Origin of the sequence: Janthinobacterium kochi (genome assembly GCF_051380715.1) — a bacterium.
Lineage (GTDB): Bacteria > Pseudomonadota > Gammaproteobacteria > Burkholderiales > Burkholderiaceae_D > Janthinobacterium.
This window is the reverse complement of sequence record NZ_JBNYXO010000003.1, coordinates 80,907-95,634: the sequence shown is the minus strand read 5'-3', so window position 1 is coordinate 95,634 and position 14,728 is coordinate 80,907. Positions and strand designations below refer to the sequence as shown.

Below are 14,728 nucleotides of genomic sequence, written 5' to 3'. Positions count from 1 at the left end.
TTCTCCAATCTAATAAATAATATAAACAATATATACTCTTTTTTGAAATCTTGCTTGCTGCACATCAAGTCATGCGCGCGGCATGACCTCCTAGGCGCTGGCGCGGATGGTGAAATCGACCCCGACCTCGTCCCAGAATTCCTGCTCCTTCTCGATCCAGAACGACACGGTGGGATGGTGCGCCACCCAGCCGCGCTTGATGTCGAGTTCGATGCGGCTCTTCATGCGCAGGCGCAGTTCGCTGAAATCGGCTTCGATGCGCGCATGCATGAGCAGAATCGACAGGCGCAGCGCCAGCACGGCCTTGGCGAAATCAGGGTCGGACAGCACTTCACCGATCTTGCGCAAATTGCCCTTCTGCGCCAGGATCAGCCGGCTCATGGTCTTCTGTTCGCGCGTGGTAAAACCGGGCAAGTCCGCGTTTTCCACGATATAGGAGGCGTGCTTGTGGTAGCCCGTCTGCGAAACGGCCAGCCCCACTTCGTGCAGCAGGCTGCTCCAGCGCAGGCATTTCACCAGGGCATCGGACGTGGGCTTGAGCTGCGCGTACATGGTCAGTGCCTGCTCGGCCACCCGGCCGGCGCGCTGCTGGTCGATATGGAATTTCTCCATGCAGCCCTGCACCGACTGTTCGCGGCGGTCGCGCTTGGTCGAACGCAGGTACAGGTCCCACATCACGCCCATGCGCAAGCCTGCCTCGATCGGCGTCATGACGGGAATGGCCAGTTCGCGGAACAGGCCGATCAAGATGGCCAGGCCGCCGACAATGGTGCTGGCGCGGTCGGGGCGCAGGCCGGGCATGTCGATGCGGCTGGTGTGGCCCAGCTCGATGAAGCGCCGCGCCAGCGCATCGAGGCTGGCGCTGGTGAGCAAGCCATCGCCGAGCTTGTTGCGGGCGATGATGTCGGCGATCGTGCGGATGGTGCCGGAAGAGCCGTAGGCCGTCTTCCAGTACTGCGGACCGTATGGTGGCGCACCATCCTCGAAATGGCTGCGCGCCGACAGGATGGCCGCCTCGAACGACGGCGCGTCGATGCGCCCGCCGATGAAGAACGACAGGCTTTGCTTGACGGTGCCCAGGCTGAACGACTCGACGCGCTCGATATCGTTGCCGCGCCCCAGTATCAGTTCGGTCGAGCCGCCGCCGATATCCATCACCAGCCGGCGTTCGCCGGGAATGGCCAGCGCATTGGCCACGCCCATGTAGATCAGGCGCCCCTCTTCCTCGCCCGAAATGATCTCGATCGGGTAGCCGATGGCTTGCTCGGCCAGCGGCAGGAAGACGGCGCCGTTACGCGCCACGCGCATGGCCGACGTGGCCACCACGCGCACGGCATCGAGTTCATAGCCGGCGAGGATGGCGCGAAAGCGCTGCAAGCAGGCCAGCGCCCCCTGCATGGCTGCCTCGGTCAGGTCGCCATTGGCATCGAGGCCGGCGGCCAGGCGGATCGGGTCACGCACGCTCTTGACCACGCGGATAGTGTCGCCATCATGCTTGCCGACGTGTAAACGAAAACTGTTGGACCCCAGGTCCACCGCTGCATACATACTGGCCTCTTGTCATGTCATTGCTGTACCAAGCGCCAAAAAAATTGGCAAATTCAATTGGTAAATTATATAAATCATTTAAACGATTTAAAAATCCTACCACACTACCCCCATCGTATGACAGCGGCGTGACAGGATTGTGACAAGAAGTCGCGCGGCGACGACGCTTAGGGCACGATGGTCGTAAACAAATAAACAGCAAAAATCACCAGGTGGACGGTGCCCTGCATCACCGTGGTGCGGCCTGTACCCAGCGACAGTGTGGCTACCATCAGCGACAGCAGCAACAGCACAGTCGACTTGATATCGAGTCCCAGCGTAATCGTCAGACCGGTGGCCAGCGACACCACCACCACGGCGGGAATCGTCAGGCCGATGCTGGCCAGTGCGGAGCCAAGCGCCAGGTTCAAGCTCGTTTGCAAACGGTTGGCACGCGCAGCGCGCACGGCGGCCAGGCCTTCGGGCAGCAGCACGATGGCGGCGATGACGATACCAACCAGGGTTTTTGGCGCGCCCATGGCGGCAATCGCCGTCTCCAGCGCGGGCGCCAGCGACTTGGCCAGCAGCACCACGGCGCCCAGGCACACCAGCAGCGCGCCGGCACTGACCCAGGCGACGGTGGGCGTGGGCGGCGTCGCATGCACCTCTTCGTCGCCGACGGCTTCCTTGGGCAGGAAGTAGTCGCGGTGGCGCACCGTCTGCACCAGCACGAAGGTGCCGTACAGGACCAGCGAGATGACGGCGATGAAAATGAGCTGGCTGGAGTTGTAATATGGTCCAGCGGCGCTGGAGGTGTAATTTGGCAGCACCAGCGTCAGGATGGCGATGGCCGCCAGGGTGGCCAGCGACGCGCTCACGCCCAACAGGCCGAAGGTCTGCTCGCGGTGGCGCCCGGCGCCCAGCAGCAGGCAGATGCCGACGATGCCGTTCAAAATGATCATGATGGCGGCAAACACGGTGTCGCGCGCCAGTCCCGTCGTTTCCGGTCCGCCGGCCAGCATCAGCGAGACGATCAGCGCCACCTCGATCAGGGTCACGGCCAGCGCCAGCACCAGGGTGCCATACGGTTCGCCGATGCGGTGCGCCACCACTTCCGCGTGGTACACGGCGGCCAGCACGCTGCCGATCAGGCCAGCCACCAGCAGGATCTGGTAGGCGCCGCCGACATTGAAGGTAGAACCGAACAGTAACAGCCAACCGGCAAGGGGGGCGGCAAGCGGCCATACAGGCAGGGATTTGAGCATTTTCATTATGGGCCTGGCAAGAGTAAAAAAGGGGAACTGCGGTGCGGACGACAAGCGGGGCCGAGCGTGCACCCCACAGGATAACTTGCTTAGCTTAAATGAAAGTTAGGGAATGCACATGTTCGGCGTACCGGCGTCCAGCATGGCCTGTCTGGTAACATACCGTTGCAATTTTCTTGTCTTTTTGCTTGCTGCCGCCGTCATACTGCAGAGTACGCCCTCCCGGCAACGACCAAGGACAGACCATGATTTCAATAAACAACACGGCCATGCGCACCTTTTTCTTCGCGGGCAGCGTATTTTGCGCCGCCGCATACGCGGACACGCCGCCAGCGCGCGAAGCGCAGGTTGACGCGAACTGGGCCACCCCGCCTGCGCCTGCCGCTGAGTCAAAGTGGCAAGACAGCCTGCCGCCCGCGCCACCGGTGGCGCCGCGCGAAGAAAAGATCCTGCCCAAAAGCGAATGGCTCACCGTCGAGCCAATGAAGGCGCCTGACCGGCGCTGCGATCCCGGCCTCGACGCCCTGTTCCTGAGCAAGGAATGCGGCAAGGAACCCAGCTGGCTGGGCTCGCGCAAAAAGTAAGCCGATTTAAATATCCAGCGTGGTGGCGCCCTGCGCCTCGACCACCCTGTTGCGGCCCGCCTGCTTGGCCGCCTGCAGCGCCTCGTCGGCCCGCTTGAACAGGCTGACGGTGCTGTCTTCGGCGCGGATGGTGGTCACGCCCAGGCTGGCCGTCAGCTGCAGCACGGCGCGCTCTGTCTTGACGGGCAGCACTTCGACGGCAGCGCGGATGCGCTCGGCCACCATCAGCGCATCGGCCAGGGTCGTGCGTGGCAGCTGGATGGCGAATTCGGCGCCGCCCAGGCGACCCATCAGGTCGCTGTCGCGCAGCTGCTGGCGGCAAGTGTCGACGATGGCTTTCAGTACCACGTCGCCCACCGGATGGCCATAGCTGTCGTTGACCCGCTTGAAATGGTCGATATTGAGTACCACCAGCGCCGTCGGCAAGCCGGGCCGGCGCGCCAGCGCCATCCACGGCGCCAGTGCCTGATAAAAACCGCGCCGGTTCGGCACCCCCGTGGCCGCATCGATCACTTCCAGGCGCGCCAGTTCGCCGCCCAGTTTTTCACGCGACAGCAGCAGGTAGCCGAAGGCGTTCGTCAGCATCATCAGGTACAGGGCGCCAAAACCGGCCAGCTGCAGCAGCTCGACGTCCAAAGCGGGGATGGCGGCGGCGAGCACGCCGCGCGCGGCGATCAGCAGCGACAGCAGGCCCATGCTGACGACGAGGAAGCGGCGCAGCATGCTCGCCTCGCGCCATTTCAGGCACAGCGCGGCCACGCCGGCGAGGAAGAAGCCGGCCACGATCAGCGAACCGCCGGCGCTGCGCAACAGCGGCGCCACGTCGAACAGATAGCAGGCGGCAAACAGCGCCACCGACAACCCCAGCGCCGGCAATACATAGCGGCGCCAGCCGCTGCGCCCGGCCGCCTGCCACAGCGCGCCCGCGTCGAGCGCCATGCCGGCAAACAGCAGGCTGTTACCCAGCAAGATGGAGAGGAAATCAGGCAGCACGCCACGGAAATACAGCAAGCACCAGGCCACGGCCTGGCACTGCTTGGCTACCGCCCAGGTAGACATGCTGAGCGACTTCTTGCGCTCGTACTCGAAGAAGAACAGGGCTGCGCACAGGCTCAGGTTGCCGAGTGCCAGGGCCAGTACCAGGGTCTTGATATCCATGGGCTACGCTATCGATGCGCAGGCGCGGCGCGCCAGGTCAGATTTCGTGTTCGACATTCGTGCTGCCGTCGCCGACCTTGCTGGCCCACGCCTGCACGAAATACTGCTTTTCCACTTCGCTGGGCGCCTCATGCCAGAATACGATGAGGGTGCCCTTGTGATCGTGGATCTGCGCCACTTTTTCAATGAATCCGACATTGTCGGCCACGTCGGCCAGCGCCGCCGCGTAACCGTACACGCGCGTCAGCCGCTCGATGCGGTCAGGCTCGGTAAAACTGTTCGTCGCCGTAATGATGGGGTGATCCAAAAACATGCTTGTCTCCATGGTGCCCGACTGCGCGGCCGGGCCGCCGCGTGCCATTACACATGCTCGGCGCGGATTAATCGGGTATGCTCACGGGAGCTTATCAGATTTCTCTGAATGCAACAAAGCATCTCCCCCTGTCTACTCAGCGAAGTCGCCCTATGTCGGATAGCAAATTACCTCCCGCGTGCGCGCCCCAGGTGCATACCTGCGGCGACCGGCGTCGCCTGGAATTCCAGCCAGGCATGATCCAGAGCGAAATGCTGCTGTCGCGCCCCGACCATCTGCTGCTGCGCTACGCGCGCGCCATGATGTGCTTCACCCTGTTCGTGCCGCGTCCCCGGCACATCCTGATGGTGGGACTGGGCGGCGGCTCGCTGCTGAAGTTCTGCCACCGCTACCTGCCCGAGGCGCGCATCACTGTGCTGGAATTGCGCGCCGACGTGATCGCCCTGCGCGAGCAGTTCATGCTGCCGCCCGACGACGCGCGCCTACGCATCATCGAAACGGACGCCGTCAGCTATATCCGCCAGCATCCGGGCTGCGCCGACGTGCTGCTGCTCGATGGCTACGACGAAACGGGCCTGCCGCCCGCATTGGGCAGCGCGCGTTTCTATGCCGATTGCCTGCGCACCCTGCTGCCCGGCGGCGTGCTGGTGGCCAATCTGTTCAGTTATGACGAGCACTACCCCGCCATGCTGGCGCGCCTGCTGCTCACCTTCCGCGGCGCCGTGTGCCACTTCGACGGCATCGCCGGCAACAACCGCATCGTCTTCGCCGCCAAGCCGGAACAAGGCGCTGACGGCCGCGCCGTGCGCGTGGTGCGCCTGGTGCGCTGGCGGCGGGTGTGCGGCCTGGCGTTTCTGAACCGCCTGCTGCCCGTATGGCAGTTGTGGCGGGTACGCCTGCAGTCTGGCGCGGGCAGCAACTGAAAGTCGTCTTCGCCGATCATAGATGTTGTTGCTTATTGGCAGTGATTTGGTGCAAAATTCGCATGATGGATGTGGTTTATGACAAACTACGGCCTGCGTGGGGCCGGCAGGCGCCGCCGAATCCAAGTATCCCTGAAGTGAGATAGGAAAAACCATGCTGCGTGGCCGCCTGCCATTGTCGATTTCCACTGCGGCCGCGCTGACCTTTGCCTGCGGCGTCAGCATCACCACCGTGCTGTTCGCCGCCATCAGCCAGCTCGAATACGACAAGATGAGCCTGAGCCTGCAGCAGCGCGCCAGCGCACGCGTGGCCGCCATCGAGCAGGGACTCGACGACGCGGTCGAGGTGCTGACCACGACCAACCAGCTGTTTGCTGCCGTCGTGCCCGTCACGCGCGAGCAGTTCCACGACTTCACCACGCCGCTGCTGCAGCGCCACCCATTCATCCAGGCCTTCAATTTCCACCGCATCGTGCCGCATGCGCAGCGCGCGGCCTTCGAGACGGGGCTGCAGCGCATCGTGCCCGATTACGCCATGACGGAAATGCGCGACGGCGTCGTCGTCCCCGCCACGACGCGCGCCAGCTACTTGGTGGTGGACTACCTCGTACCCTTGCAAGGCAACCGCCCCGCCTTCGGCCTGAACGTCAGCCCGAACGGCGTGCTGGCGCGCGCGCTGGAACAGGCCATCATCAGCGGCCAGACCACCGCCACCGGCTTGCTGGCCCTGGCGCAAGGGCCGCAGCAGGGCTTCGTCATCGTGCGCCCCGTGTACCGCCACGGCATGCCCCTGCAAACGGTGCAGCAGCGGCGCGCGGCGCTGATCGGCGATACGGCGGTCATCGTCCGCGCCGCGGAACTGGTACAGAAAATCCTTGCCGGCGCCGACCTGCTGGGCGACCCGCAGCTTGAACTGAGCGTCTACGCGGACGCTGGCGCCGACCAGCGCCAACTGATCTTCCGGCATGGCCAGGCACCTGCCGACGAAGCGGGCCGCGCCTGGGAATCGCTGCCACGCTGGCTGCAGTTTGCCTATCACAGCCATTATGACCGGACCTTTGCCTCCGCCGGCCGGCCATGGCATGTACGCGTGGTGGCCCATCCGCGCCCCTTCCTGGTCGAGCACCTGGGCTCCCTGTTTACCCTGATCACGGGCTTGCTGTTCAGCTTATTGACGGCCGCCTTCGTGCAGTCGCTGACGCAGCGCTCGCGCCGCGTGCAGCTGCTGGTGGAACAGCGCACGGCCGACCTCAAGCGCAGCAATGAGCTGCTCAGCGCCGACGTGCGGGCGCGCCAGCGCACGGAACGCGCCTTGCAGGAAAGCGAGAAACGCTTCCGCCGCCTGCTGGCCCTGTCCTCGGACTGGTACTGGGAACAGGATGCCAACTTCTGCTTCACCCACATCACCAGCGGTTTCACGGACAAGTCGAACATGCCGCTGGAACGCTTCATCGGCATGACGCGCTGGGACAACAACCCGGAGATGCGCAATTCGCGCTGGGGCAAGCAGCATATCGCCAACCTGGCAGCGCACCTGCCTTTTTCCAACCTCGAATATGCGATGAAAGACCGCGATGGCCAGCTGCGCTGGTTCAGCATCAACGGCGAACCGCTGTTCAACGAGTTGGGCGAATTTCGCGGCTACCGGGGCACGGGGTCCGAAATCACGGAGCGCAAGCTGGCCGAGCAGCAAATCCAGCACATCGCCCACCACGACGTGCTGACGGGCTTGCCCAACCGCGCCCTGCTGCGCGACCGCCTGGCGCAAGCGATGGCCCTGTCGCGCCGCAAGAACCGCGCGCTGTGGGTGCTGTTGATCGACCTCGACCGTTTCAAGTTCGTCAATGACAGCCTGGGCCACAAGGCCGGCGACCTGCTGTTGAAAACCATTGCCGCGCGCCTGCAGGCCAGCCTGCGCGAAAGCGACACGGTGGCGCGCCTGTCGGGCGATGAATTCGTCGCCATCCTGTGCGAACAGGCCGACGAAGTGCTCAGCGGCGCCATCGTGCAGCGCGTGATGGATACTGTGGCCCAGCCGGTATTGCTCGACGGCAAGGAATTCTTCGTCACCTGCAGCATCGGCGTGGCCGTCTACGACATGTCGCGCTACGACGCTCCCGGCGACGTGACCTTGAATGGCGAGACGCAGAACCTGATCGAACAGGCAGACATCGCCATGTACTGCGCCAAGAAACAGGGCCGCAACAACATCAAGTTCTACACGACGGCCATGAACCAGGCCACCCTGGAGCGCCTGCGCATCGAGACGGCGCTGCGCAATGCGCTGGAGCGCGAACAGTTCGTACTGCATTACCAGCCGCAGCTGGACCTGGCCAGCGGGCGCATCGTCGGCGTGGAAGCGCTGCTGCGCTGGCAGCACCCGGACCTGGGCATGGTGGCGCCGCAACGCTTCATCGCGCTGGCAGAAGATACGGGCCTGATCGTGCCGATCGGCGCCTGGGTCATGCGCCAGGCATGCGCGCAGATGCAGGCCTGGCATGCGGCTGGGCTGGGCCAGCTGCGCCTGGCCGTGAACCTGTCGGCGCGCCAGTTCAACGAGCCGAACCTCGTCGCCTCGATAGGCGAAGTGCTGCTTGAAACGGGCCTGCCGCCCGCCTGCCTGGAACTGGAGCTGACGGAAAGCCTGTTCATGCACGACGTGGCGCTGGCCGTCAGCCAGCTGCACGACATGAAGGCACTGGGGGTACAGCTGTCGATCGACGACTTCGGCACCGGCTATTCCAGTTTCGCCTACCTGCGCACCTTCCCCATCGACGTGCTGAAGATCGACCGCAGTTTCGTCGGCGACGTGGCGCGCGACGCGGACGATGCTGCCATCGTCGTCTCCATCATCGCCCTGGCGCACAATTTGAAGCTGCGCGTGGTGGCCGAAGGCGTGGAAACGGCGGAACAGCTGGACTACCTGCGCCAGCACGGCTGCGACGAAGCGCAAGGCTATTACTTCAGCCACCCGCTGCCCGCGCACGAGGTGGAACTGCTGCTGCGGGCGGCCATTCACGATACCGGCGCCCTGGCCTGAGCAGGCGGCGCCTGCCTACAGCTTGTGCTGCAAAAATTCGAGGAAGCAGCTGATGCGCTGCGCCAGCTGCGTATTGCGGTAGTAGACGGCGTGGATCTGCTGGCGGTAGCCCGTGTAGAACGGCTGCAGCACCTGCACCAGGCGGCCGGCCGCGATGTCGTCCTTCGTCATGAAGTCGGACAGGCAGACGATGCCCTGGTCGTGCAGCGCCAGCTGGCGCAAGGTTTCGCCGCTGGAGGCGGCCAGCGCGGGCACGATCTGCAGGCTGTTACCCGCCTCGTGGCGCAGCGGCCAGTTGTTGCCCAGTTCATATTGCGCAAAACCCAGCAGCACATGGCCGGACAGCGCTTCCGGCGTGTCTGGCACGCCGTGGCGCGCCAGGTAGGCGGGTGTGGCCAGCACGTGCAGCGGACTGGCACTCAGCGGGCGCGCATGCAGGGTCGAGTCGACCAGAGCGCCGATGCGGATGGCGATATCGGTGCGGTGCTCGAGCAGGTCGGCGATCTGGTCGTTGCTGGTCAGCTCCAGGCGGATGTCCGGGTACATGGCGCGAAACTCGGCCACGTGGGGCACCACGCAATGCAGCATGAAGGGCGAGGCGGCATCCACGGACAAACGCCCGGCCGGCTTCTGGCGGCGGATGCGGATCGATTCCTCCACGTCTTCCATCGAGGCGAGGATGGCGCGCGCCTTGTCCAGGAACAGCTGCCCCTCTTCCGTCAGCTCCATGCGCCGCGTGGTGCGCGTCAGCAGCGAGGTGGCCAGCTTGTCTTCCAGGCGCGACAGGGCGCGGCTGACGCCCGAGGTGGTTTGTCCCAGGTGCACGGCAGCCGCGCTCAGGGTGCCGCTGTCGATGACGGTGATGAAGATTTTCAGGTCGTCCGAATTGATATCCATTGTTGCCTTATTATTGCCGCATTGTTGCGCGATTTTCACATATCGCAGCATTATAATGGAATCATGGCAACAGTGATGGCAGCAGACTACGTCAGGCAACGTAAAACAAAATGGCGATAAAATGACAGCTACTACCGGCCAGCACGAACAGGTGCCAGATGCCGTGGCCATGACGCAGCTTGTGGTCGGTGGCGTAAAAGACGATGCCGCCCGTATAGCACAGCCCGCCGGCCACCAGCCACAGGAAGCCGTTCCACTCGAGCGCCGCCAGCAGCGGTTTGATGCCGATGACGACCAGCCAGCCCATGGCCACGTAAATCACCAGCGACAAGATGCGCGCGCCTTTCGCATACATATATTCCTGCACGATGCCAAGCAGGGCCAGGCCCCAGACGATGCCGAGCAGCGACCAGCCCCATGGCCCGCGCAGGGTCACCAGCATGAAGGGCGTATAGGTTCCCGCGATGAGCAGATAGATGGCGCAGTGGTCGAGCCGCTGCAGCACGGCCTTGGCCTTGCCGCGCACGCTGTGGTACAGGGTGGAAGTGAGGTACAGGGTCAGCAGCATCGCCGCATACACGCTGCAGCTGACGATTTTCCAGGGGTCGCCCGTGCGGGCCGCCGCGACGATCAGGATGACGCCGCCGATGGCCGCCAGCGCGGCGCCCACCGTATGGGAAATGCTGTTGAACCGTTCACCGTGGTACATGCTTGACCGCCCGCTGCGTTAAAAACAGGCTCATGGTACACGCTCGGGGAGATCGGGGTGCGCGGTTTGCGCAAGGCAGGGCCTGGAAAAGCCGGGGCGCATGCGCTTGCCGCCCCGCTTATTGCTGCTCAGACTATCAAGCTTCTTCGGCCTTCTTGCGCGCGGGACGGCGCGCCGGGGTCTTGCGCGGCGCCTTGGCCGGCTTGTCTTCCGCCACGACGGCCACTTCCACCGGCGCCGCTGCGACGACAGGCGCCGCTTCCAGCACGGCGTCGACCGCCTTCTTGGCCGGCTTTTTCGATGCTGCCGCCTTGCGGGCCGGCGTGCGCGGCTTGGCCTTGGGCTTCGCTTCGGCGACGGTTTCCGCGACCACCTCGGCTACCGGCTCGGGCGTTGGTGCCACCTCGACCGCCTCGGCGCGCGCTTCACGGGCGCCATCGCCATTCTTGCGGCCACCACGGCCATTGCGGCGCGAACCGCGCTTGGCGTTGCCCTCGGCCACCGCTTCCACGGCTTCGGCCACCTCGTGCACGACCTCCGGCTGCGGCGCCGGCGCATACTGCTCGATGACGGCGACGACAGATTCAGCCTCGGCCACCGGCACGAAGGCCTGTGGCGCTTCACCGCGGCGTTGTTCGTTCTGCTTGCGGCCGCCACGGCCATTGCGGCGCGAATCGCGGCGGCTGCCGCCTTCGCGGCTGTTGCCCTCCTCCGCCGTCGCGCCGGTCTCGCCACTGGCGATAGTCTCGCTGGCGGCGTCCGCGTTCACTGGGGCAGGTACAGCCACCAGGCCGCTGCTGCGGTAGACATAGGCGCCCGATTTCTCGTCGCGGCCAAATTCCAGCAAGCCGCGCGTCTGCGCCTCTTCCAGCAGGTTGCCGAAGGTGCGGAAACCGTAATACGATTCGCTGAAGTCCGGCTTGCGGCGCTTGATCGCTTCCTTCAGCATCGAGGCCCAGATCTTGCCGCTGTCGCCGCGCTCGGAAACCAGCGCGTCGAAGGTTTCGACGGCCATTTCGATCGCTTCCGTCTTGCGCGACTCGTATTTTTCCTTGCGGCGCAGTTCTTCATCGGGCGAGCGCTTGGCAGCCGCAGCCGGGCTTTCGCGCGCGTCGCGCTTGGCGGCCGTGCGGCGGCTCTCGCGCACCAGGTCATCGTAGAAAATGAATTCGTCGCAGTTGGCCACCAGCAGGTCGGAAGTCGACTGCTTGACGCCCACGCCGATCACCTGCTTGGCGTTTTCGCGCAGCTTCGACACCAGCGGCGAAAAGTCGGAATCGCCGCTGATGATGACGAAGGTGTTGACGTGGGCCTTGGTGTAGCACAGGTCGAGCGCATCGACCACCAGGCGGATATCGGCCGAATTCTTGCCGGACTGGCGCACGTGGGGAATTTCGATCAGCTCGAAGTTCGCCTCATGCATGGTGCCCTTGAAACTTTTATAACGGTCCCAGTCGCAATATGCCTTCTTGACAACGATGCTGCCCTTGAGCAACAAGCGTTCGAGGATGGGCTTGATATCGAATTTTTCGTAATTTGCATCTCGCACGCCGAGCGCGACGTTCTCGAAGTCGCAAAACACGGCCATGCTGAGGTTTTCTGGGGATGACGCCATAAGGATGAATTCTCGCTGGATGATAAGGGCGGACGGGAAGCGCAACGCCTCCCTTTTTGCTTAGTATATTCGCCCATCCCCCGTTTCGGCGACAACTATCGTGCGCGGTAGCCTATTGTGCACCGCCGACGGCACTGGTGCCCGGCCAAACCACGCTTTCATCGACCGAATAAGCTGGCACGGCATGCTGATGCGCCGCTGGCAGAGGCCAGCGGCGCAGATCAGGACTTTCGCCCTCCTCGGCCCAGGCCCAAGCGCCGCTGGCCGGCACAAGTTGAGCAGCACCCCTCCGGAGCATAAAACGATGCAGGCAGGAAGTGGCGGACTCGGCGGAAGACTTCAGTGCCACTCCAGGCAGTGAAATGCCACAGGACAATATGAAAATGTACGTGATGCACCCATTTTTTTGTGGCAACCATCTGCCAGAAAAAATTTGTTGCCTTGCAGCACCGCACTTTTCCCGCTGGCGGGAGTAAACTAGGTGCATTCTGAAGGAGTTGCCATGTCCATATCCGCCCTCACCACCGGTACCTCGGGGCTGACCGCCAACCAGCGCGCGCTGGATGTGTCCGCCAACAATATCGCCAACGCGAATACGCCAGGTTTCCAGCCGCAGAAAGCCGCGTTCCAGGAGTCCAGTCCGGCCGGCACGGGCGTGACGCTCTCAGTCGAAGGGCGCAAGCTGGCCGCCAGCGAAAGCGTCAGCGGCGCCAATGCGACTGCGGCCAAGGCGGCTGAAAGCCGGCCGAACGGCGTTGGCCTGGCGTCCGAACTGACGGACAACCTGGTCTACAAGGCTGGTTTCAACCTGTCGGCGAATGTCATCAAGGCGGCCGACCAGGCCTTGGGCAGCCTGATCGACGTCAAGACTTGAAGCCCTGAGACTATCTACATCATAGCCAGCGCCAGCGGCGCCATGGCAGGCGCAATCAGCGCCAGCAGCCGTTCGGCCGGAATGCCGTCGCGCGCCTGCACCGACAGGCCATGCAGCAGCGCCGCATAATAATCGCCCAACGCCTGCACGTCCGCTCCCCCTGATAACTCTCCCGCCAGCTGCGCCGCGCGCAAGCGCTCGATGACGGCTTGCGTGCGCGCGCGGCGGTGCTGCGCCAGCCAGTCGGCGATGCCGGCGTTTTCCGCGCTGGTGTTCGTGGCGGCCGTAACCACCATGCAGCCTTGCGGCTGGCCGCTGCGCGTGTACAGCAGCACGGCTTCTTCCAGCATGCGCGCCACCGCGTCGCGCACATTCAGACTGGCGGCCAGCGCATGCACGGCAAAGGCGCCCTCGCCCGACTCGTACAGCTCCACGGCTTCGCGGAACAGTTGCTCTTTCGAACCAAACGCCGCATAGATGCGCGCCGAGGCGATGCCCAGCGCCGCCACCAGGTCGGCCATCGACACACCCTCGTAGCCGCGCGTCCAGAATGCGTCGCGCGCTTTTTCCAGCGCCAGCGCGCGGTCGAATTCCCTCGGTCTTCCTGCCATTTTGATCCTCTGCTTGCAAACTGGCGGCCAGTATAACGCCTGGAGCCCGCAGCGCATTCGCGATTTATTTTGCATCAGCGTCTTGACCTCGCCAACAATTTCACCTATTCTTTGTCGATCGACAAACAATAGGAGCCGATATGAAAACCATCCAAGGACCGAGCCTGCACCTGGCCCAATTCGCCGCCGATACGGCGCCCTTCAACACCCTGCCCGCCATCGCCGAGTGGGCGGCCGGCATGGGCTTCAAGGCTTTGCAGATTCCCGCCTGGGATGCGCGCCTGTTCGACGTGGCGCAAGCGGCCCACAGCCAGCAATACTGCGACGAGCTGGTCGCCATGCTGGCGGGCCATGGCCTCGTCATCAGCGAACTGACGACCCACATCCTCGGCCAGCTGGTGGCCGTGCACCCGGCCTACGACGCGCTGTGCGACAGCTTCGCGCCGGCCCACCTGCACGGCCAGCCGGCCGCGCGCACCGAGTGGGCCATCGAGCAGGTGAAACTGGCGGCCATGGCCTCGAAACGCCTGGGCCTGGCGGACATGGGCACGTTTTCCGGCTCGTTCGCCTGGCCGTACCTGTTCCCGTTCCCGCAACGCCCGCCCGGCCTGATCGAGGCGGCCTTCGACGAACTGGCGCGCCGCTGGCTGCCCATCCTCGACGTGTGCGAGGAACAGGGCATCAACCTGTGCTACGAAATCCACCCGAGCGAAGACCTGCATGACGGCATCAGCTTCGAGATGTTTTATGAACGCGTGGGCCGCCACCCGCGCTGCAAGATGCTGTTCGACCCCAGCCACTTCGTGCTGCAGCAGCTCAATTACCTGGAATTCATCGACATCTACAAGGACCATATCCGCATGTTCCATGTGAAGGATGCGGAATTCAATCCGACGGGACGGCAAGGCATCTACGGCGGCTACCAGTCGTGGGAAAACCGCGCCGGGCGCTTCCGCTCGCTCGGTGATGGCCAGGTCGATTTCAAGGCGATCTTCTCGAAGATGGCGCAGAACGACTACGCGGGCTGGGCCACCTTGGAATGGGAGTGCTGCCTGAAGGACCAGGAAGTGGGTGCGCGCGAAGGCGTCGCTTTCATCAATGCCCACATCATTGCCGTCACGGACAAGATCTTCGACGACTTCGCCGGCGCCCCCGTCAGCGCGCAGCAGATCCATCAATTGCTGGGCATCGAGCACAACTAATCAAGGAAAC

Annotated in this window: 13 protein-coding genes; 5 read left to right on the top strand and 8 right to left on the bottom strand. The window is 63.9% G+C overall.

Going from position 1 to position 14,728, the window contains the following annotated elements; all coding sequences use genetic code 11:
• Positions 1 to 90 precede the first annotated feature (90 nt).
• Entirely contained in the window at positions 91 to 1,548 is a 1,458-nt protein-coding gene (locus ACQ4WL_RS08120; RefSeq protein ID WP_436509242.1) for a Ppx/GppA phosphatase family protein, read from the bottom strand.
• Between the two features lie 167 nt (positions 1,549 to 1,715).
• The gene (locus ACQ4WL_RS08115; RefSeq protein WP_436509241.1) at positions 1,716 to 2,798 is read right to left on the bottom strand and encodes a calcium:cation antiporter; all 1,083 of its coding nucleotides are present in this window, start codon (positions 2,796 to 2,798) and stop codon (positions 1,716 to 1,718) included.
• Between the two features lie 239 nt (positions 2,799 to 3,037).
• Between ACQ4WL_RS08115 and ACQ4WL_RS08110 the strand changes: the two genes are divergently transcribed.
• A complete protein-coding gene (locus tag ACQ4WL_RS08110; protein WP_436509240.1) occupies positions 3,038 to 3,376 on the top strand; it encodes a hypothetical protein in 339 nt (112 codons plus the stop codon).
• A 6-nt stretch (positions 3,377 to 3,382) separates the two neighbouring features.
• Here ACQ4WL_RS08110 and ACQ4WL_RS08105 read toward each other — a convergent pair whose 3' ends face one another.
• On the bottom strand, positions 3,383 to 4,534 hold the full coding sequence (locus ACQ4WL_RS08105) for a GGDEF domain-containing protein (RefSeq protein ID WP_436509238.1): 1,152 nt from the start codon (positions 4,532 to 4,534) through the stop codon (positions 3,383 to 3,385).
• A gap of 37 nt (positions 4,535 to 4,571) precedes the next feature.
• The gene (locus tag ACQ4WL_RS08100) at positions 4,572 to 4,847 is read right to left on the bottom strand and encodes a hypothetical protein (RefSeq protein WP_436509237.1); all 276 of its coding nucleotides are present in this window, start codon (positions 4,845 to 4,847) and stop codon (positions 4,572 to 4,574) included.
• A 152-nt stretch (positions 4,848 to 4,999) separates the two neighbouring features.
• Between ACQ4WL_RS08100 and ACQ4WL_RS08095 the strand changes: the two genes are divergently transcribed.
• On the top strand, positions 5,000 to 5,770 hold the full coding sequence (locus ACQ4WL_RS08095) for a spermine/spermidine synthase domain-containing protein (protein WP_436509235.1): 771 nt from the start codon (positions 5,000 to 5,002) through the stop codon (positions 5,768 to 5,770).
• A 154-nt stretch (positions 5,771 to 5,924) separates the two neighbouring features.
• Positions 5,925 to 8,810 (top strand): bifunctional diguanylate cyclase/phosphodiesterase, encoded by a 2,886-nt coding sequence (locus tag ACQ4WL_RS08090; protein WP_436509233.1) that lies wholly within the window; start codon positions 5,925 to 5,927, stop codon positions 8,808 to 8,810.
• Between the two features lie 15 nt (positions 8,811 to 8,825).
• Here the strand turns inward: ACQ4WL_RS08090 and ACQ4WL_RS08085 are convergent, their stop codons facing one another.
• The 3 genes from ACQ4WL_RS08085 to ACQ4WL_RS08075 all read right to left on the bottom strand — a co-directional run bounded on the left by ACQ4WL_RS08085 (position 8,826) and on the right by ACQ4WL_RS08075 (position 12,031).
• Positions 8,826 to 9,707, bottom strand: a complete 882-nt coding sequence (locus ACQ4WL_RS08085; RefSeq protein ID WP_436509231.1) for a LysR substrate-binding domain-containing protein — start codon at positions 9,705 to 9,707, stop codon at positions 8,826 to 8,828.
• A gap of 91 nt (positions 9,708 to 9,798) precedes the next feature.
• The gene (trhA, locus tag ACQ4WL_RS08080; RefSeq protein ID WP_436509229.1) at positions 9,799 to 10,416 is read right to left on the bottom strand and encodes a PAQR family membrane homeostasis protein TrhA; all 618 of its coding nucleotides are present in this window, start codon (positions 10,414 to 10,416) and stop codon (positions 9,799 to 9,801) included.
• A gap of 136 nt (positions 10,417 to 10,552) precedes the next feature.
• Positions 10,553 to 12,031 (bottom strand): NYN domain-containing protein, encoded by a 1,479-nt coding sequence (locus tag ACQ4WL_RS08075; protein WP_436509227.1) that lies wholly within the window; start codon positions 12,029 to 12,031, stop codon positions 10,553 to 10,555.
• Positions 12,032 to 12,533: 502 nt separating this feature from the next.
• On the opposite strand from ACQ4WL_RS08075, the gene ACQ4WL_RS08070 reads away from it, so the two are divergent.
• Positions 12,534 to 12,905 (top strand): flagellar basal body protein, encoded by a 372-nt coding sequence (locus tag ACQ4WL_RS08070; RefSeq protein WP_436509226.1) that lies wholly within the window; start codon positions 12,534 to 12,536, stop codon positions 12,903 to 12,905.
• A gap of 14 nt (positions 12,906 to 12,919) precedes the next feature.
• Here the strand turns inward: ACQ4WL_RS08070 and ACQ4WL_RS08065 are convergent, their stop codons facing one another.
• A complete protein-coding gene (locus tag ACQ4WL_RS08065; protein ID WP_436509225.1) occupies positions 12,920 to 13,516 on the bottom strand; it encodes a TetR/AcrR family transcriptional regulator in 597 nt (198 codons plus the stop codon).
• Between the two features lie 140 nt (positions 13,517 to 13,656).
• Between ACQ4WL_RS08065 and ACQ4WL_RS08060 the strand changes: the two genes are divergently transcribed.
• Positions 13,657 to 14,718, top strand: a complete 1,062-nt coding sequence (locus ACQ4WL_RS08060; RefSeq protein WP_436509223.1) for a sugar phosphate isomerase/epimerase family protein — start codon at positions 13,657 to 13,659, stop codon at positions 14,716 to 14,718.
• Positions 14,719 to 14,728: the final 10 nt, after the last annotated feature.